This window comes from Rhodopila sp. (assembly GCF_965276935.1).
In the GTDB taxonomy this organism is placed as follows: Bacteria; Pseudomonadota; Alphaproteobacteria; order Acetobacterales; family Acetobacteraceae; genus Rhodopila.
In genome coordinates this window covers 1,596,919-1,616,096 of record NZ_CBDIBS010000003.1, presented here as the reverse complement: position 1 = coordinate 1,616,096, position 19,178 = coordinate 1,596,919, and the positions used below count along the sequence as shown (strand labels likewise).

The following is a 19,178-nucleotide window of genomic DNA, read 5'->3' as shown; positions in this document are numbered from 1 at the left end:
TCAGACTATATCATCAACATATATCAGAGTCTACAGAAATGACGTCAAAAGCGGTCCGGCGTCCGCGATCTGAAGCGGCCTGGCCCCGAGCAGCGCAGCCGCCGCGACTGGTTCCCAGGCTGCCTCCTCCGGCGCCAGCGGATCGAACGGTGAAAGCCGGTGCGCCAGCACGAAACGCGCCAGCAGAGTTCGCCGCGCATCCGAGCTCGGCCGAGACCCCTCCCAGGCCATCAATACCGCACTGGTTGCATCATACAGCGCCGTCGCCGCCTGCCTTGCCAGAACCTCCTGGCCCTCCGCCGCCACCCGTTCGGCCAGGGCCATCGCGCGATCCAGCGCAGCGCTTAGCGCGTTTCGGAACGGATCGGGCAGGGACACCGCCTCTGCCAACCGGCCACGCAGCAGCGCATGCAGGGCCCGGTGCGCGCCGGATTTGCCAACCGCGCGGGTAATGACGTCCAGCGCGTTGATGTTGCTGGTGCCTTCCCACAACAGGCCAACCTGGGCATCGCGGATCAGCCGCGGATTCACCCAATCCTCGATATAGCCGTTGCCGCCCCGAGCCTCCATCGCGCCGGTCGCAACGGTCACGTTGTCACGACAGGCGCGCAGCTTCAGCAAGCCGGTCAGGATCCGCAACTCCTCGGTGGCACCGCGGCCCAGCGCGTCGGCGGTGCAAAACGCCATGGACAGCGCCTGTTCCGCCGGCACCATCAGCTTGATCAACTGCCGCCGCATCAGCGGAAAATCCGCCACGGTCCGGCCGAACGCGACACGCCCGCGGGCAGCGGCCAGTGCTTCGTTCACGCAGCGGCGCATCATCGCCGCCGCGCGCACGCCGTGCGACAGACGAGACAGGTTCACCTGCTGCATCATCTGGTTTAGTCCCTGATCCACCTGGCCGACCAGATACGCCTCGGCGCCGTCCAGCCGGACTTCCCCGCTGGCCATCGACCGGGTGCCCAGCTTGTCCTTCAGGCGGACGATCCGATAGGCGTTGCGCAGTCCGTCTCGAGTGTGTCGTGGCAAGGCGAACAGCGCGAGGCCCTTCGTCCCAGCCGGCGCGCCCTCCGGCCTCGCCAGCATCAGCGCCACGTCGGCATCGGTGTGCGAGCAGAACCACTTCTCGCCGTAAAGCCGCCAGACATCACCTTCATTGCGCGCCGTGGTCTCGATGGCCCCGACGTCCGAACCGCCTGCCTTCTCGGTCATGAACTGGGTGCCCTTCCACAGGGTGGAAAGGTCGTCGGACAGCATTCGGGGCAGCAGATAGTCCTGCAACGCGTTGCTGCCGAACGTGCGAATCAGGTGGATGGACGTGTCGGTGACGCTGATCGGGCACATCAGTCCGAACTCGGCTTGCACGAACAGATACTGGAACGCGTATTTGGCCACCGGCGGCAAAGGCCGGTCCATGCCCAGCACGCCACCGCGATGCGACATGGCGTGGAACTGGAACGCCTCGAACGCGATCTGCTCCATCTCCCGGTAGGCGGGATGGTACTCAATCCAGTCTTGATCACGGCCGAAGCGGTCACGTGGGTGCAGCACCGGCGGATGACGATCAGCGATGCGGGCCAGTTCGTCCAGCCGGCCGCCGGCAAGCTGCCCGAGATGCTGAAGATGCGGTGTCAGGTGGTGCAGCATGTCGCGCGGCAGGTAGATGGCCAGAAGGTCGCGCAAGCTCCGGTCGGCGGCATGAAAATCCATGCCGGCGCAATCAGGTGCGATCCAGTCGGAGCCGGTGCGCGGCTGATCCAGGGGCATGTGGGTACATCCTTGCGACGTTTCTCGGCTTTCTCAGCGGTTCATTATCCTGTTGTCGCGCCTTGTGAAAAGATCCCGAGGCTCCGGCGCACAATGATCTTTTCCAACGCCTAGTTTGCGTTCCATGGCCGTGCCGGCCATTGCTTCTATACGCTACAATACTACGGCCAACCGCCGGGACGGCTATAACTTCCCGTATGGGATTCAGGATGGAATGTCATTCTGGACTGTTTCCGATCTTGCCACCGGTAAGCTTGCCGATCTTGAAAGGCCTGACCGGCGGGATTAATGCAATGCTCGATATGGTGATGGTGGACGTCGATAAGAGGAGCAAATTATCAGTTACTGTGCCGCTCAATCCGGTACGTTACGCTCTCAACGTCATGGCGCCCGCAGGGTCGCCATGCACGGCTAATCCTACTGCGCTTGCACCACGCTATTGAACGCCGTTCGATTGGTCTGCGGATTGGTTTGCTGTTGTACCGCATCAACGAATACCGTCGCCAGATCGTTCTGCACCGACTGGGTGATTGCAGCCCGCGCCTGATCATATCCGGTCTTGTCCGCCGCCGCGTCCGGCGTCACCACCTCGGCAAGCTGGGCAACCACGAAGCCGTCAGAGGTTTCTACCATCGTCGTTTCGGCTTTCTTCAAGCCAAACAGCACGCGCTGCAGTTCCGGCGGCATGTCTGAATTGCCCTGGTTGCGTGTCACCAGCGGACTCAGCCGCGGTGTCACGCCCGCCACCGTGGCCGCGTCGGAGAACGATTGGCCGCCTTTTACCGCGATCATCATCGTGGTTGCCGCGTGGTCCTGGGTCCGCCGACGCTGGTCCTGCTTCCAGTCGTCCGTCACCTGGTCCTTTACCGCGTCGAAAGCTTTCTTGCCGGGGGGGATCACGTTCTCCACCGCCAGCGCATAATAGGCCGACCCTCCGGTAGACGGCGTCTGCACTTCGGTCAGTTGCGGCGGATCCCCCTGATGGGCCTGAAACGCCGCGGCAATCAGGGCGGCCTTCAATTCCGCTGAGCCCGGGATCGGCGCCGGCGTGCCCGCCTGCGTCTCTCCCGCCGCATCCAGGGTGCCCGCCACACCGGCCAGGCCGAGGTCGCCCGGCAAGGCGTCCAGGCTGGTGCCGTTGCCCAGAAGCTGGTCGATCTTGTTGGCACGGTCATACATCAGGTCGGCTGCCTTGCCAGCCAAAAGCCGAGCGCGCAGGGACTCCTTGGCCTGGTCGAAGGTGGTTTCCATGCCGGGATCGACTTTGGTAACCTTCACCACGAACCAGCCCAACGCGCCCTTCACCGGCTCACTGACGCTGTCCGCCGTGGCTGAAAACACCGCCTTGGCCAAGTCGGGATCGGGAAACTGGACCTCGGTGGCGTCGTCTTGCATGATCGCCGCCGCGCCATCCGCCCGTGCTGCCGCCTGCATCGCCGTCCAGTCCGGCGTATCGTGCCATCGCGCCGCCAGTGCCTTGGCCTGCGTTTCGTCCGGCGTGGAGATGACCTCGGCGGAGCGCTTCGCCGGGGTCTCGAATTCCGCCTTGTGCTCCTGATAGGCGGCGCGGAGCTCATCGTCCTTGATAGTGATCTCCGGCGCCAAGGACTGCGGTGAGAGTTCGATCGCCTTGATCCGACGAAACTCTGGCGTGGCGTAGCTGTCCGGGTGGTTGTCGTACCAGCGTTGCAGCGCGGCTTTGTCCGGCGTGGGCGGTTCCGGGGCCGTGGACAGGGGAAACGTCGCCATGTCGGCGGAGCGCTTCTCGAACTCGGAATCATACAACGGCCTAACTTCGGCGTCCGGCGCGCTGGCCGAACCTGTAACCGCCGACAGAAGCTGCCGCTGCGCGATATCCGCCCGAAGTTCGGCCAGGAAACGCGCCTCGGTGAAGCCGTTGCTGCGCAGCACCGTATCGAACGTAGATTTGCTGAAGGCGCCGTCTGGCCCCCGGAAGGCCGGCATCGCCCGAGCTGCGGCCGCTACCGCGTCGTTCGGGGTAACGATCCCAAGCTTCTTCAGTTCCACGGCCAACGCCGCCTGGGCGATCATTCGCTGCAACGTCTGCTGGCCGACCGTCTGGCGTAGGTCCGGCGATGCTTCCTGCCCGGCCGGCAGGTTGTGCTGCTGCTGTGCCAAAGCCCGCTGGTATTCCGTCTGGAACGCGGGAAGCTGGATTGTCTCGGCGCCGACCTTGGCAACCCAGCTTGGCGAGCCGCCCAACTGCGTCAGGCTGCCGCTGATGCCCCAGCCGACGAAGGCGACCGTCATCAGAACGAAGAACCCGCGGACAATCCAGGAATCGAGCGAGCGGCGAAACAAGGAGATCATGAAATCGGTCCAGGGCCCAAAAACGATGCGGCGGCGAGCATATACGGCGGCTGGTGCGCGATTGCCAGCCGCGCCGATGCCAACCCGCCGTCATCACCCAGCGTTGCTCTTGACGCGGCCGGTTAGTGCGCTAGCAGCAGTCGTTGGAACACGGAGGGGTGCCGATGCGACAGTTGATCGCCGGAAACTGGAAGATGAATGGTCTCGGTGCCGACAGCGTGGCCCTGGCGCGGGCGATCGCTGCAGGTGCGACGGGCATCACCGCCGACCTGCTAGTCTGCCCGGCCGCCCTGCATCTGTCTGGGGTGGTGCAGGCGATACGGGGCTCGGTTGTCGCGATCGGCGGACAGGATTGTCATCAGGATCAGCAGGGCGCCCATACCGGCGACATTTCCGCGCCGATGCTGCGCGATGCCGGCGCCGCTTGGGTCATCCTCGGCCATTCCGAACGCCGGCAGAACCATGGCGAAACCGATGAACTGGTGCGTGAAAAGACCCTGGCCGCGGTCGCCGCCGGCCTGACCCCGATTGTCTGTGTCGGCGAAACCAATGACCAGCGTTCCGGCGGCCAGGAGACCGAGGCCGTCGGTTGGCAGATCGCCGGCAGCCTGCCCAAGCCGTTCATCGGCGTCATCGCCTACGAGCCGATCTGGGCGATCGGCACCGGCCGCACGGCGACCGAGGACGATGTCCTGGATATGCACAGCTTTATCCGGGAGGAGCTGATCCGCCAGTTCGGCGATGCCGGGCACGGGATCCGCATCCTGTATGGCGGCTCGGTCAAGCCGAACAACGCGGCTGGATTACTCGCGGTGCCCAATGTCGGCGGCGCGCTGGTCGGTGGCGCCAGCCTGAACGCGGAAGACTTTCTGGCGATCGCGCGCGCGGCGATTGCTGAAAGTGGCCAGGGCGGGTAAGAGGCGCGCGCGGCGCTGATCTCGCCGCGATGCTTCTGTGAAAGTCCACGCGTTGAACACCGTCCTGCTGATCGTCCACCTGTTCGTCACCCTGGCGTTGATCGGTGTCGTGCTGATCCAGCGCAGCGAGGGCGGCGGGCTGGGCATCGGCAGCTCGCAGGGGATGGGTTCGTTCATGTCGGGTCGCGGCACCGCCAACCTGCTGACCCGTACCACGGCGATTCTTGCGGCGATCTTCATGGTCCTGTCGTTGGCCCTGGCGCTGTTAAACCACGGCACCACCGGCGTCGATCGTTCCATCCTCGACACGCCGGCACCGGCGCCAGGCGCTGCCCAGCCGGCAACGCCGCCGCCAGCCGCGCCAAAAGGCCCGTCCGCCCCGACGAATTGACGTCACGAACCAGATGGGCAAACCGGATGGGGCAAACGAAATGTCAGGGTTGCTGCCGAGGGGCTTCCATCGGCCCGATTCGGCTGGATATACTGGGTGCCCATGACGCGTTATGTGTTTATCACCGGCGGCGTGGTCTCCTCCCTTGGCAAAGGCATCGCCGCCGCAGCGCTGGGCGCGCTGCTCCAGGCACGCGGCTTTGCCGTCAAGTTGCGCAAGCTTGACCCCTATCTTAACGTCGACCCGGGCACCATGAGCCCCTATCAGCACGGTGAGGTCTTCGTCACCGACGACGGTGCCGAGACGGATCTGGATCTGGGGCACTACGAGCGCTTCACCGGCGTGCATGCGACCCAGTTCGACAACGCCACAACCGGGCGCATCTACCAGGATGTCATCGCCAGGGAACGTCGCGGCGACTACCTTGGCGCTACCGTGCAGGTAATCCCGCACATCACCGACGCGATCAAGGAAGTCATCCTGCGCGAAACCGGCGCATTCGATTTTGTGCTGGTGGAGATCGGCGGCACCGTCGGCGATATTGAAAGCCTGCCGTTCCTGGAAGCGATCCGCCAGCTTGGCAACGAGCTTGGCATGGATCACGCGATGTTCGTGCACCTGACCTTGGTGCCCTATATTCCATCGGCTGGCGAGCTGAAGACCAAGCCCACCCAGCACTCGGTCAAGGAACTGCTGAACGTCGGTATCCAGCCGCAGATGCTGCTGTGCCGCTGCGACCGGCCAATTCCGGATACTGAACGCCGCAAGATCGCGCTGTTCTGCAACGTTCGCGCGCAAGCGGTCATCCCGGCGCTTGACGTCGCGACGATCTATGAGGTGCCGATCGCCTACCACGTCGAGGGCATGGACCGCGAAGTGTTGCGGCATTTTGACCTGCCGTTCACTGCCAGCCCCGACTTGGCGCGCTGGCAGCGGATCGTCGATATCGTGCGGAATCCGGAAGGCGAGGTTCGCATCGCCGTGGTCGGCAAATACACCAACCTGCTGGACAGCTATAAGTCGCTGTCCGAGGCACTGATCCATGGCGGCATCGCCAACCAGGTGAAGGTGCGGCTGGACTGGGTCGACAGTGAAGTCTTTGAGCAGCCCGACACCGTGCACCGCCTGGAAGGCGTGCACGGCATCCTGGTCCCAGGCGGCTTCGGCGAGCGCGGCACACTCGGCAAGATCGCCGCCGTCCGCTTCGCGCGCGAACGCAACGTGCCGTTCTTCGGTATCTGCTTCGGCATGCAGATGGCCGTCATCGAGGTCGCGCGGAACATGGCCGGCCTTCGCGACGCGTCCTCAAGCGAGTTCGGTTTCTGCGACACCCCGGTGGTTGGCCTGCTGACCGAGTGGGCACGCGGCAACCAGATCGAGCGCCGCTCGGAGGCTGATGTAAAGGGCGGCACGATGCGCCTGGGCGCCTATCCCGCCGTACTGGGCGCGGACAGTCTGGTGCGGTCGATCTATCGTGGTGCCGGCGTGATCGAGGAACGTCATCGTCACCGGTATGAGGTGAACGTCAATTACCGGACCTGTCTGGAGGCGACCGGGTTGCGGTTCTCCGGCATGTCACCCGACGGCGTGCTGCCGGAGATCATCGAACTTCCGGGTCATCCGTGGTTCGTCGGAGTGCAATACCACCCGGAATTGAAGTCGAAGCCGTTCGAGCCGCACCCGCTGTTCGCTGGCTTCATAGCCGCCGCGGTGCGGCAGGCTCGGCTGGTATGAAAAGCCCAGGGCTTCGCCGGTTGGCCGAGTAGGCGGTAGCAACCGATCGGGGCCAACCAATCAGGCCAGATCACTGGATGGCGAGGCCATGGCGCCACGACTTTGACCGCCGCTATCGCCCAAGCACGCGGTGGAACAGCGCCAGTTGTCCCGCCGTCGTCTCATCCCAACTGAGCCCTTCCGCATACCCCCGCGTGGCCATCCGATCAGGCGGTGAGGCAAATAACCGCCGCACCCCCGCCGCGATCGCGTCCGGTGTATTGGGCTGATAGATCACGCCTGCTTCCGGCGCGCGCACGACCTCTGGATTGCCCCAGATGTCGCTCGCCACCACCGGCGTTCCGCACGCCATCGACTCCAGCAGCACATTCGCCCAGCCTTCGCGAGAAGACGCCAGCACCGAGGCATCGGCCGCGCCGTACAACCCGGGCAGCGAAGCATGCGGGCGCGGACCCAGCAGCCTGACCCGGTCGGCCAGGCCATGCCGTTCGATCAGTGCCGCAAGCCGCTCCCGTTCCGGTCCCTCGCCGGCGATTAGCAGCTCGAATTCGGCAAGCTGCCGCATTGCCTCGATCGTGCGGTGATGACCCTTCCGCTCGATCAGCCCGCCGACGGAGATCAGGGCGGGGCGTGTTAGACCCAGTTTGGCGCGAGCGGCGGCGCGGTCGGCCGGCGGGCGGAACAGGCTGGTTTCCACGCCGTTGCGCAGGACCGTGACCTTGTCATCCGGCGCGCCGAGCTCCACCAGCACCTGCTTCAATGCCGCGCTGACCGCGACCAGCGCACTGGCCTTTCGTATCGCATCCTGGATCAGCCGGCGCGGCATCGCATAGCGCGGGATCAGGTTCACGTCGGTGCCACGCGCCGTGATCACCACGGGCAGGCCGAGGCGCTTGCCCAGCCATGCCGCCGCGACTCCGTCCGGATAGACGTAGTGCGCATCGATCAGGTCGAAACAATGCCCCGCCGCGAGCAGCCGCCGGATGACCGGCAGCACCGCCTGATAAAGCAGCCAGGGTGCGATCGACATGCCGGCCTTCGGAAGCACCGGATAGCGCGGGTGGCGGATGTCGATGCCGTGCCGGGTCTCTTGCTGCGGCGCACGCGCATTGAGCGCCCAGTCGCCAAAGCGGTTCGACCGGCTTGGAAACCAGGGCACCGGTGCGAGCACGAGACTGGTCGCTGCTTGGCTCGCCAGCAGATGCCGCAGCCGGTTTTCGACGAAAATGCCGTGATTGGGACGCGCCGCATGGGGAAACAGCGTCGAGAAGGTCAGCAGGCGGATGGGTAGCACGATCTGGCTCACTGCAGGCCGGGATCAGGAACCCTTTGCAAGGTCGTCCAGCAGCTTCCGCGCCTCGGTCTTCTCCTTGAAGTCGCCTTTCGTGGCGATCACCGTCTGCAACTGCTTTCTGGCTTCCTGCCGATTGCCGGTGTCCTTCAGGGCCACGGCGTAGTGGAACAGGATCCGCGGATCCGATGTGGTTTCGGCGCCAGCCTGGCGCAGCAGGGCCACGCCATTCCCGGCATTGCCGGATGTGGTGAGGATCCACCCCAGCGTGTCGGCGGTCTGCGGCCCGGGAGACAGCACATAAGCCTGCCGCGCGAGCGGCTGGGCGCGAGCATCGTCGCCCATCTGCTGATAGACCCAAGCCAGGTTGTTCAGCGCCACGGCATCGTGCGGCTTCTGCTTTAACAACGCCTGCAAATAGTTCGCCGCATCGTCCAGTTTTCCGGCGGCGATGCTGATTTCCGATATCTGCTCGGTCACCACCAGGTCATTGGGATGCTTGCCAAGCCAGTCCAGCAACAGCTTGCGGGCGTCGTCCGTCCGACCTGCACGAAGCATGGCACCAGCCGCCAGGATGACAAGCTGGGCCGATGGAGCGGTGTTGTTGGCCTCGATATAAGCCGTCACCGCATCGGCCGGGCGGTTGGCGGCCATATAGACATCACCCCTGAGAGCCCGGATCGCGGAAAAATCCTGGTCCTGTGCCTCCAGCCGGTCGGCGGTCGCCAGCGCGGCATCAATGCCGGAGGCCTTCAGGTCGATCATCACGAAGTCCCGGTAGAGCTGATAATTCCGCGGATCGACGGCCAGCCCCGCTGTGACGACGTTGCGCGCGCCTTCGAAATCGCCGGCTTCGATCAACAGGGCAACAAGCTGCCGCCGGACGCCGACGGCGTGCCCGTCCTGCGTGAGAATTTCCGCGTCGGCATTCCGCGCCTCCTTCTTCTGGCCGAGGGCGAGGTAGGCAGCGGCCCGCAGGCTGAGCATATCCGTGGCAACGACGACGGGTTGCTTCGCGGCCAAGGTAAGATCCATGGCTTTTTGCGGATCATTGGCACGGATATACAGTTCACCGAGGCTCGTGGTCACGCGGACAAGAGCCGGGTCGGAGCGATGCGCCCGTTCCAGCAGCGCGACCGCGTCCGGCATGCGATTGTCTTGCTGATACATTGAGGCGAGCATGGTCAGAGCCGGTTCCGTGGTTGGCCGGCGAGCGAGAACTTCGCTCAGCATGGTTTCAGCCTGAGGCCTGTCCCCCAGCATCAGTGTGACGCGCGCCAGGTTGATCTTGGCTGGCGTGAAGTCGGGGTATTTCCGCACCACGTCCGCGAAGGTTGCCTGCGCGCCTGCAAGATCGATCTGCGACAGCTTGTAGAGGCCTTCAAGATTGCCGACCACATCGGTTTGGCCCTCGGCGGCACGGATCCTTGCCAGCGCATCCGCGGCCTTCGCCGTGTCGCCGGTCGCCAGGGCGGCGAAGAACAGCGCCTCACCCACTGCCGGAAGCTTCGGTGCCAGGACCAGCGTATGCTCCAGGTCGCCCATTGCCGCGTCGGCATCGCCCATGCCCATGCGGACAGCGGCCAGCCGGGTCTGCAACCCGACATCATTCGGCGCCAGAGCCTCGGCTTTCTGGAACGACTGGATCGCTTCCTGACCACGCCCGATCGCAGCAAAAGCTCTGCCCAGCAGGTCGTAGGATTCGGCGTCAGCCTTGCCGGAGTCGGCGGCCTTGCCAAGTGTATCGATCACCTGATCCGGCCTGTGCCTGACGAACTGGATTCGCGCCAGCATTTTGTATGCGGCGAGGTCATCCGGCGAACGGCCGAGGTACTTCAGCGCGGCTTCCTCCGCCTGTTCACTCTGCCCCAGTTGCTCCTTGACCACCGCCTGCAAATAATAGGCGCGCTGGATTTGCCCAAGAAAGGCTGAGATCCGCTCCAGGTTGGCATCGGCGGCCTTGTAGTTCCTGGCCTGCGCCTGCGTCACCGCCTGCAGGTAGATCGCCTGAACATTGCCGGGCGTCGCCTTCAGCACCGTATCGATGTCGTTCTTCGCGGCATCCTGGTTGCCCGACGCGAGTTCCAGGCTGGCGCGATCCAGCCGCGCCTGCATGATGCTGGGTTGATCAGTGATCAGGGCGTCCAGCACGGTGATCGCACTGGGAATGTCGTTCTTTAGGCGCAGCAATTGTGCCTTGGCCAGCAGGGCCTCGGCTGATTTCGGCTGGGCGGCGATGGCTTGGTCGATCTTCGTCCCCGCGGTCGCCAGATCGGCCCGCGCCACCGCGAGGCGGGCATCGGCCAGTAGCGGTTCCACCGCATTCGGTGCGTCCTGCTCCGCCTTGGCGAACGCAAGCTGCGCATCGTCCGGCCGCTTCAGACCAAGCAGGGCATTGCCGCGCGAGACCAGGATGGAGGCATCCAGCAGCGGATCCTTGCCGTCCGGCTTCAGCGTGTCCAGAAGCTGCTCGAACTTGTTTTGCGCCAGCAGCGCCTGGGCCAGCAGCGGCACGGTCCGGTGCGGGTCATAGCCGCGGTCACGCGCGGCCATTGCTTCTCGTTCCGAGGCCACGGGATCGCCAAGCTCGAACACGACCCGGCTGAGCCAGTAATGCGCCTCGGCGTTGTGCGGATCGGCACGGATGGCGTTGCGCAAGTCGATCTGCGCCGACCTCAGGTCGCCTTTCCTGATGGCATCCTGGGCGCTGGACAGGTAGTCGGCATGGGCAGTAAGCGGCCAGGCGCCCACCCAGGCGCCGATCATGATCCAGCCGAGCGATCTGTAGCGCATGTGGTTCACCTTAATTGTTCCGCGGTATCGTTTCGTCGGCTGGGGCGGTGATCTCCGCGGTTCTGGCGGCGTCGGTGACCAATCCGTGGGCTTCCAGAAGGCCATACAAGGTGGGCCGGCTGACCCCCAGAAGCCGTGCGGCAACCGAAAGCGTGCTGTTGCTGCGGGCCAGGGCCGTCTTGATGACCTCATGTTCCGCCCGCAGCCTGGCGGTCCGAAGGTCAAGGTCCGGCAGCGCCGCCTCCGGCGCGGCAAGCTCCAGATCGACGGCGTCGATCAGCCGCTGTTCCGTCATTACCACCGCGCGCTTCAGGCGGTTCTCAAGCTCCCGCACATTGCCTGGCCAGTCATGCGTGTTCATGGCGACGGTCGCATGTTCGGTAAAGCCGCGAATGCCGCGGCCGAATTCCTGGTTGAAACGGTTCAAGAAGAAGCTGGCCAGCAGGCTGATGTCGGTGCCGCGGTCGCGCAGTGGCGGAATGCGGATGGTCAATGCATTCATGCGGTAGAACAGATCGCCGCGGAACACGCCCTGACTGATCTTCTCGTCGAGGTTGGCATTGGTCGCGGAGACGATCCGCACATCGACCTGGATTTTCTGACGGCCGCCGATTCGTTCGACGATCTGGTCCTGCAGGAAGCGCAGCAGCTTGACCTGCAACGGGTGCGGCAGGTCGCCGATCTCGTCCAGGAAAAGCGTACCCTTGTTGGCGGCTTCGATCTTGCCAATGGTCTGCTTGACGGCGCCGGTGAAGGCGCCGCGCTCGTGCCCGAACAGCTCGCTTTCGAGCAGGTTCTCCGGGATGGCGCCGCAATTGATCGCCACGAAGGGATGCTTGGCGCGCGGCCCCAGGTCGTGCACCGCGTTCGCCAGCGCTTCCTTGCCAGTGCCGCTTTCGCCAAGCAGCAGAACAGGAACATTCGCGCCGGCGATCTTCTCGATATCGCGGCAAACCTTCAGCATTGCCGCATGGCCGGTGATGATCCGTTCAATCGGTGAACGGGCCGGGATGGCGGCGAGGCGGCGGTTCTCCTCCTCCAGCCGGTGCAGGTTCAGGCCACGTTCAATGATTGTCCGCAGTACTTCGAGTTCGACCGGCTTTTCACAAAAATCGTAGGCACCGGTGGCAATCGCCTTCAGCGCGTTCTTGCGCTCCCCGTTGCCGGTTACGACAATCACCTTGGTGCGCGGCGCCAGGCGAAGGATTTCCTCCAGCGTGGCAAAACCTTCGGTAACGCCATCGGGGTCGGGCGGCAGCCCAAGGTCCATGATCACCACCGGCGGCGCTTCACGCTTGGTCAGCGCGACCGCCTGTGGCCTGGCATGTGCCAGCAACACATCACAGGTGGGAAACGCCCAGCGATACTGCGAACACAAACCTTCGTCGTCTTCGACGATCAGCAGTTTCGGCTTTACCACGCGCGCGCCGCTCATGCCTCGACCGATGCGCGGTCGGCCATCCCCCGCTGGATCGAGGGCAGGACGATGCGCATTGTCGTTCCATATCCAGGACGGGTCGTCACCAGTAGATCGCCGCCGGCATCGCGTAACAACTCCCGCGCCTGATAGGCGCCAATGCCATGACCGCCTTCCTTCGTACTACGGAACGGGCGGAACAATGCGTCGCGCACGAATTCCGCCGGCATGCCGGGTCCCAGGTCGATGATGTCAATCACGACGCTTAAGGACTCGACGTGCATGTCCACCCGCACCGGCGCGGGGCCGGACGCTTCAATCGCATTGTTCAGCAAATGCGTCGCGACCGCATCGAATGCATCCGGATCGATCGCCGCGCCAGCGCCATCGCTGCGGTCGGTAAACGTGACTTTAGACGAATGGGCTGTCTGGTGGGCGTCAATCAGTTCACGCAGCCGCTCCGCCGGAGTGACCAGAGCGTGATCACGTTCCTGCCGTTCGACCGCCAGCCGGGACAGCAGGCGGGTAATCTTGCCAACTGATGCACGCACCGTCGCCAGCATATCGCGCTGGAAATCGGGATTGTCCGCATGGACCTCGGCGTTGGTCAAAAGCATCGACAACTGTCCTGAAACATTCTTGATGTCATGAATGACGAATGCGAAACGTTGGCTGTATTCGCGCAGTTGCTGGGTCTGGGTCAGCACCTGCATGGCACGCTGCTCAGCTACTCGGCTCGCGACTTCGCGACCAACCACGCGTAGCAGGTCAAATGCTTCCCGGTCTAGTTTGAACTGCGCTCGGGACCGCGCCAGCACAATAAATCCAATTAAATTTCCGAAATGGTTTAGCGGCACGGCAAGCCAGGACCGCGGCAGATCGACAAGCCATTGACCGGCCTCCGGGTGTTCGTCGAGGCGAACGATCCAGTCGCCGTCGCGGAACAGCGCGATCAGTGGATGCCCAGGGGCAATCGGCGCGGTCACGCCCGGCATGTTCCAGGAGCCGGCCCATTCAAAAGCCACATCCCGTGGCGCTCGCACGAACAGCGCGCCGGCTGGGCTGTCCACGACTTCCGTCGCGGCGCGGATGGCTCTTTTCGGCAAGGCGACGAATGCCTCGGGGGCGGTCAGCGCGTCGATGCAGCGCATCCATTCCTTGCGGTAGTCGTAGCGGTGGCTGTAGAAATTTTCCACCACGACCGACCGGATGCGGGAGCGGGCGGAGCCTGAGGTCAGGACAACCGCAACGGCCAGAATGCCACCAAAGATCAGGCAGGTTTCCGTCACTTGGCCCCATTCGGAGCCGCCGCGCCGGAATGCCTCGCCGATCGCGGCGACAGCCAGCAGGAATATGCCGCTGGCGATCAGGGTGAAGCTGTGGAAGACGACGTCGCGGGAGACGTGAATGTCGATGGCCCAGCGACGGTTCCGAGCCGCCGCGAGCGCCACCAGTGGGGCCGCCAGCATGGTAGCGGGAGCGCGTCCTTCCACCAGCGCGAGCGAGAGACGGCGAAACAGCACGCCATCGGCATAAAGCAGCAGATCATAAAGAAATATGCCGCCTAGCGCGACGCAAAGCAGATTGATGTTCCAGCGCGATTCCGACGGCGTGTTGAAGTAGAGGTTTTCCAGCAGAAGTACGTTGCAGACCGCAAAGCCGAGCCTGACGGCGGTGCGGAGAGAGGGAATGCCGACACCGGCGGGGCCGCTGAGGTAATCAATCAGCGGACTGCCGCAGACCACGAGCAGCGCGAGCAGGCCCATGGTCGTGAATGCGTTGCTGATCTGGTCGCTGGCTTTGATGGTGCGCCGGTAGAGATGCAGGATGAAACCGCACCACGCGCCAGAGCGCCCAACTTCCAGCCAGGCGGCCAATGGACCAATCGGCGCCTGCCAGGCAAGCGCGAACGCGGCCGCCCAGCCCGCCGTCATCAGACAGGCGAAGACCAGCCAGGCGCCGGTCCGGCTGAGTGGCGGGCGCGCCAGGATCAAAGCCCCCAGCAAGACATATACCAGCGCGCAGGCGCCGTGCAGCACGACGAAGGTGGAGAAGTCTGGTGTCATCACGGCTGCGGCAATCGCACTGCTCGGCCACCAGGTCCAGAAAAAACCGACAGACCCCGGTCGTTTCTTGCCTGCCTTCGGATCGGCCGGAAAAGCCTCACTGGCTCAGCGGCCACCTTCACAAAACAGTACGACACGAATGGTGGAAAGCAGGATCCGCAGATCAAGCAGGATGCCGCGGTGTTTCAAGTAATATAAGTCATACGCGAGTTTTTCGCGCGCATCCTCGACCGAGGCGCCGTAGGGAAAATTGATCTGTGCCCAACCGGTAAGGCCTGGCTTGACATAGCTCCGCTCCCGATAGAAGGGGATAGCAAGCGTCAGTTGTTCAACGAAATGGGGCCGTTCCGGACGAGGGCCAACCAAACTCATTTCACCGAGAATGATGTTCACCAGTTGCGGCAGCTCGTCAATGCGAGTGGCGCGAATGAATGCGCCGACCTTGGTGATCCGTGGGTCCTGCTTCTGCGCCCAGCGCGGTGCCCCGCAGGCTTCCGCGTCGACATACATGCTACGGAACTTTAACACGGTAAAGGTCCGGCCAAAATGACCAATCCGCTGCTGACGGTACAACACCGGGCCGGCGGAGTCGAGCTTGATGGCCAATGACGTCAGCACCATAAGCGGCAGTGTCATTAGCAGCAGTGCGGCGCTGATCATCAAATCGCAGCCGCGCTTTAGGGTCAAGGACAGCAAGCCGTCGACCAAATCGTCCCCAGGCAGCAGATGTTTGACGGTCAGCCCATCCACGTCAATCCGACCGAGATGCTGTTCCTGAAAAGCCTGATCGCTCAGGACTGTCATTCCGCGTAGCTTCCAGTCCAGCAGAGGTTCAGGAAGCGCGGTTTCGGTGGCGAAGGCGACGATAATGCCCCAGATGCCCTGTTGGCTGACGTGGCTCCAGGACAAGGCGCCGGCGGACGTAGTATCTAGGTGTGGCGTGCCGGGAGGCGCCAGTAGCGGTTCAAACTGCCTTCCGCGCCTGGATTTGAGCCTTGAACTCACGGCCTGGATGCGATCCGGGTCACCGATGATGAGGATGCGGCGAGGCAGCCCAGCCCGCTGCATGAAGAAACTGAAGATCAGGCGAAACAGGGCGATCGTGGCTAGCCAAGCGCCAAGAATTCGCGCCAGCCAAAGTCCGCGTGCCGTAGCGCTGCCTTCAATGAAAAGACCACTCAGGAGCATGAACAGCGGGAACGCGGTCAGTCCGGCAAGACAGGCCGCTCCCAACAGCTTGGCGGTGTCGGGGCGGGTCGTTGACTGAAAGGAACTGATTCCGACCACCACCGCGCAAATGGTGAAGGTCAAAACCGCAGTCAGATAGTTGACTGGATGCATCAGGCTGATCGAACCATTCGTCAGCAAAATGCCGCTGTCGGGCGTGTCCAGCATATGCTGGATCACCATGAACGACAGGACGAATTCCATTACGCAGTGGACGGCCACGTCCAGGGGGACGTATCGCGACATCGCACGCCGCATCCAGCGTTCCCTTTCCACTACGATTTGGCTCATATTAAAGTATGAAAGCCCAAGATTGCAGGCGATCTGGTCGGGCGTCTTTAACATTTCGTGCTACACGCCATAAAGGCCGCAGATCACGATGAAAGTCATAACCAAACGTTATCGACCGGGGGCGGGGGCGTCAATCTTTTTTCGAATCCCAACCAATTCTTGCGAGGTCATGGCCAGGACAGGGGATACGGAAAGCTACGCAGTCTCCTAGACACTTCTAGTGGAGCGCGGCAGCTTGTTATTGGACAAAAGGCTTGCGCGATCGTAACCGTCGGATGTAGAACCCATCCATCGTCCAAGGATGGCTTGCATGCACCGCGTCTTCATCAAGCTGGCAACATGGCAGGGATTTGTCTCTGCTAGAAACGGCAGACGTTCGACGCAGCATGCGTTTGTTCCGACGGTTTAAATTGACGATGCGTCAGGCGTGTAGCTCATTGGCAGAGCACTGCCTCAACACGGCAGATGAGGGGGTTCGATTCCTTCCACGCCTACCATTACTTATGCGTCTTTGGCGGACTACTTCATGTTTCTGGTGCGGCAGGCACGTGCCTAGCCTCGTCGGCTGCTTTCATAGGTCGAGTTGATGCACGGCTGGCTGCGCCCGAATGGGTTTGATGTTGTCAGGCTGGTTCGGTCAGTGGCTGCGATTGCTTCTGTTCTTTCGCTCGTCGCGTGCGAGGCCGGACCGTTCTGGTCAAAAGCACCGCCGCCCGTGGTCGAGACCAGCTCCGCCAAGGCATCGGATGATTACATTATCGGCTCGGGGGACTCGCTCAGTATCTTTGTCTACCGCAACCCCGATCTCAGCGAAGAGGCCGTCGCGGTGCGGCCCGATGGACGCATCTCCACTCCGCTGATTGAAGACATCGTCGCGTCTGGCAAAACCCCGACTCAGTTGGCGCGAGAGATCGAACAACGGCTGACCAAGTTTATCCAGGAACCAAATGTCACGGTGATTGTGCGCGGCTTCATCGGGCCGCCCGATCGGCAGGTGCGTGTGATTGGGGAAGCGACCGATCCGGTCGCACTGCCTTATCGGGACCATATGACTCTGCTTGATGTCATGATCGCCACCAAAGGCCTGACGAAATATGCCGCCGGCAACCGAGCGGTGATCGTGCGCACCGACCCGGACGGCAAGCGGCAGTCCATCAGGGTGCGGCTGAACGATCTGACCAAGGACGGGGATATCGGACAAAATGTCGAAATGAAACCGGGCGATACCCTGATCATCCCGCAAACCTGGTTTTAAAGGACGCAGGTCCGTGGACTCCGTTCGCGCCATGCTGACCCAGTACTTGCGTGCCGCCTGGCGCCGCCGTTGGTTGGGTGTGGTCATCGCGTGGCTGATTTGCGGCATCGGGTGGGTGGGCGTTTACATGATCCCAAACCAGTACGAGTCAGGCGCGCGCCTCTTTGTTGACGCCGATGCAGTCCTGACGCCGCTGCTGCGTGGAATCGCGGCCGATTCCGCACCGACCACCCAGCTTGAAATCCTCCAACGTACTCTGCTCAGCCGGCCTAATCTGGAAAAGCTGGTCTCGAAGACCGGCCTGGACCTGACGCTGAACAGCCCGTCTGATCGGGAGCGCCTGCTGACCCGCCTAGCCGCGCAAATCAAGGTCACGCCGCAAACCAAGAACCTGTTCACCATATACTATCGTGACAAGAGCCCGAAGCTGGCGCGTGACGTCGTGCAGACCCTACTGACAATCTTCATCGAGAACGCCACCGGCGGCTCCCGGTTGGACATGGAGAACGCTCGGCACTTCCTGGAGCGACAAATCCAGTCGTATGAGCAGCAACTTCGCGCGGCGGAGAAACGGCGGGCTGACTTCCGCGCCCGCTACGTCGAGATCCTGCCAACGGACAATAACCCAAACGTTCCAGCTCTGGAAGGCGCACGCAACCAGGTGCAGGCGTTGGAGGGCCGACTGCAGGATGCGGTGACTGCACGCGACGCACTCAAGCGGGAGGTTGAGACGACCCCTCCGATGCTGGTCGTTGAATCGGGCGATATTCTGGTCAACGGTCAGCCCGCGCCAAAGACACGATTGCAGGAGGCTCAGGATCAGCTTGACATGCTGCTGCTGAAGGATACCGACCAGCATCCGGATGTAATTGCCCAGCGCAAATTGATTGAATCGCTTAAAAAGACGCCAAGCAAGATGGTGGGTGTCAAGGCCGCCATGGATGTCGGCGGCAAGCCGCAAGGCGGTTCAGTTACACCGAAGCGTTCGGTACCCAACCAGATCTATGACCAGATCAAGCTCAAGCTGATCGACGCAAACACGCAGGTGGTCTCGCTTCAGCGGCAGAAGGATGACGCTGTGCGCACGCTCGAACGACTTGAAAAGATGCAGCATGAGCAGCCTGGTCTGATCGCAGAGTACGAGAACATGGATCGCGACTATTCCGTACTTCAACAGAACTATGAGCAGCTACTCAGTCGGCTGCAGTCGGCCAACATCGCCCAGGCGGCGGATACGCAGGCCGACAAGGTGAAGCTTCAGGTCATTGATCCGCCGGAGATCCCACGCCTGCCAGTGGCTCCCAATCGGATGCTGCTCGTCACAGGGGTTTTGCTGGGCGGCCTGGCAACCGGTGTCGGCATGACAATCCTGTTCGGCCAGCTCGATCAATCCTTCTCCACGGTCGATGATCTGCGTGCACTGGGGCTGCCGGTGCTAGGTGGCATTTCCGTACTTGGAATGGTCCCCCTGCGTCAGCGGCTGATGGCGGCCGGCCGTTTCGGGGCCGCTGTGGCAGTCCTGGTCTGCATCTACGGTGGCATTCTCGTCCACATCCTGCGTTCAGCGGCGCTCATCTAGTGCCAGCGCAGTTTCCCCACGCGTTCCCGTTGTTCGGGGCATTTTACATCCGCTGTCGCAGGCCCGATGACGCTTCACGCGCTGGACGTCATTCGATGATGAAGGTCAGGCTAGGACGC

General features: G+C 62.9%; 12 protein-coding genes and 1 tRNA gene. 6 read left to right on the top strand and 7 right to left on the bottom strand.

Annotated features, from left to right (window positions below; all coding sequences use genetic code 11):
- Positions 1-30: 30 nt before the first annotated feature.
- Positions 31-1,767, bottom strand: a complete 1,737-nt coding sequence (locus tag ACQY4S_RS15360; protein ID WP_428486059.1) for an acyl-CoA dehydrogenase family protein — start codon at positions 1,765-1,767, stop codon at positions 31-33.
- A 417-nt stretch (positions 1,768-2,184) separates the two neighbouring features.
- A complete protein-coding gene (locus tag ACQY4S_RS15355) occupies positions 2,185-4,098 on the bottom strand; it encodes a SurA N-terminal domain-containing protein (RefSeq protein WP_428486058.1) in 1,914 nt (637 codons plus the stop codon).
- A 164-nt stretch (positions 4,099-4,262) separates the two neighbouring features.
- Between ACQY4S_RS15355 and tpiA the strand changes: the two genes are divergently transcribed.
- The 3 genes from tpiA (at position 4,263) to ACQY4S_RS15340 (ending at position 7,140) form a co-directional block, all read left to right on the top strand.
- Entirely contained in the window at positions 4,263-5,015 is a 753-nt protein-coding gene (tpiA, locus tag ACQY4S_RS15350; protein WP_428486057.1) for a triose-phosphate isomerase, read from the top strand.
- A gap of 52 nt (positions 5,016-5,067) precedes the next feature.
- Positions 5,068-5,406 (top strand): preprotein translocase subunit SecG, encoded by a 339-nt coding sequence (gene secG / locus ACQY4S_RS15345; protein ID WP_428486056.1) that lies wholly within the window; start codon positions 5,068-5,070, stop codon positions 5,404-5,406.
- 102 nt (positions 5,407-5,508) lie between these two features.
- On the top strand, positions 5,509-7,140 hold the full coding sequence (locus ACQY4S_RS15340) for a CTP synthase (protein ID WP_428486055.1): 1,632 nt from the start codon (positions 5,509-5,511) through the stop codon (positions 7,138-7,140).
- A 112-nt stretch (positions 7,141-7,252) separates the two neighbouring features.
- Here the strand turns inward: ACQY4S_RS15340 and ACQY4S_RS15335 are convergent, their stop codons facing one another.
- The 5 genes from ACQY4S_RS15335 to ACQY4S_RS15315 form a co-directional block, all read right to left on the bottom strand.
- Entirely contained in the window at positions 7,253-8,446 is a 1,194-nt protein-coding gene (locus ACQY4S_RS15335; RefSeq protein ID WP_428486054.1) for a glycosyltransferase, read from the bottom strand.
- 12 nt (positions 8,447-8,458) lie between these two features.
- On the bottom strand, positions 8,459-11,224 hold the full coding sequence (gene prsT / locus ACQY4S_RS15330) for an XrtA/PEP-CTERM system TPR-repeat protein PrsT (RefSeq protein WP_428486053.1): 2,766 nt from the start codon (positions 11,222-11,224) through the stop codon (positions 8,459-8,461).
- Positions 11,225-11,234: 10 nt separating this feature from the next.
- Positions 11,235-12,659 carry a PEP-CTERM-box response regulator transcription factor gene (prsR, locus tag ACQY4S_RS15325; RefSeq protein ID WP_428486052.1) on the bottom strand — a complete coding sequence of 475 codons (1,425 nt, stop codon included), beginning with the start codon at positions 12,657-12,659 and terminating at the stop codon, positions 11,235-11,237.
- A complete protein-coding gene (gene prsK / locus ACQY4S_RS15320; RefSeq protein WP_428486288.1) occupies positions 12,656-14,707 on the bottom strand; it encodes an XrtA/PEP-CTERM system histidine kinase PrsK in 2,052 nt (683 codons plus the stop codon). The genes prsR and prsK overlap by 4 nt, the downstream gene beginning before the upstream one ends.
- A gap of 105 nt (positions 14,708-14,812) precedes the next feature.
- Positions 14,813-16,279: an exopolysaccharide biosynthesis polyprenyl glycosylphosphotransferase gene (locus ACQY4S_RS15315; protein ID WP_428486051.1), complete on the bottom strand. Its 1,467-nt coding sequence runs from the start codon at positions 16,277-16,279 to the stop codon at positions 14,813-14,815.
- Between the two features lie 369 nt (positions 16,280-16,648).
- On the opposite strand from ACQY4S_RS15315, the gene ACQY4S_RS15310 reads away from it, so the two are divergent.
- From ACQY4S_RS15310 to ACQY4S_RS15300, 3 genes are all read left to right on the top strand, one after another.
- Positions 16,649-16,722: transfer RNA gene (locus ACQY4S_RS15310), tRNA-Val, on the top strand.
- Positions 16,723-16,811: 89 nt separating this feature from the next.
- Complete coding sequence (locus tag ACQY4S_RS15305) at positions 16,812-17,480, top strand: XrtA/PEP-CTERM system exopolysaccharide export protein (protein WP_428486050.1); 669 nt, start codon at positions 16,812-16,814, stop codon at positions 17,478-17,480.
- A 46-nt stretch (positions 17,481-17,526) separates the two neighbouring features.
- Positions 17,527-19,059: an XrtA system polysaccharide chain length determinant gene (locus ACQY4S_RS15300; RefSeq protein WP_428486049.1), complete on the top strand. Its 1,533-nt coding sequence runs from the start codon at positions 17,527-17,529 to the stop codon at positions 19,057-19,059.
- The last annotated feature ends 119 nt before the right edge of the window (positions 19,060-19,178 follow it).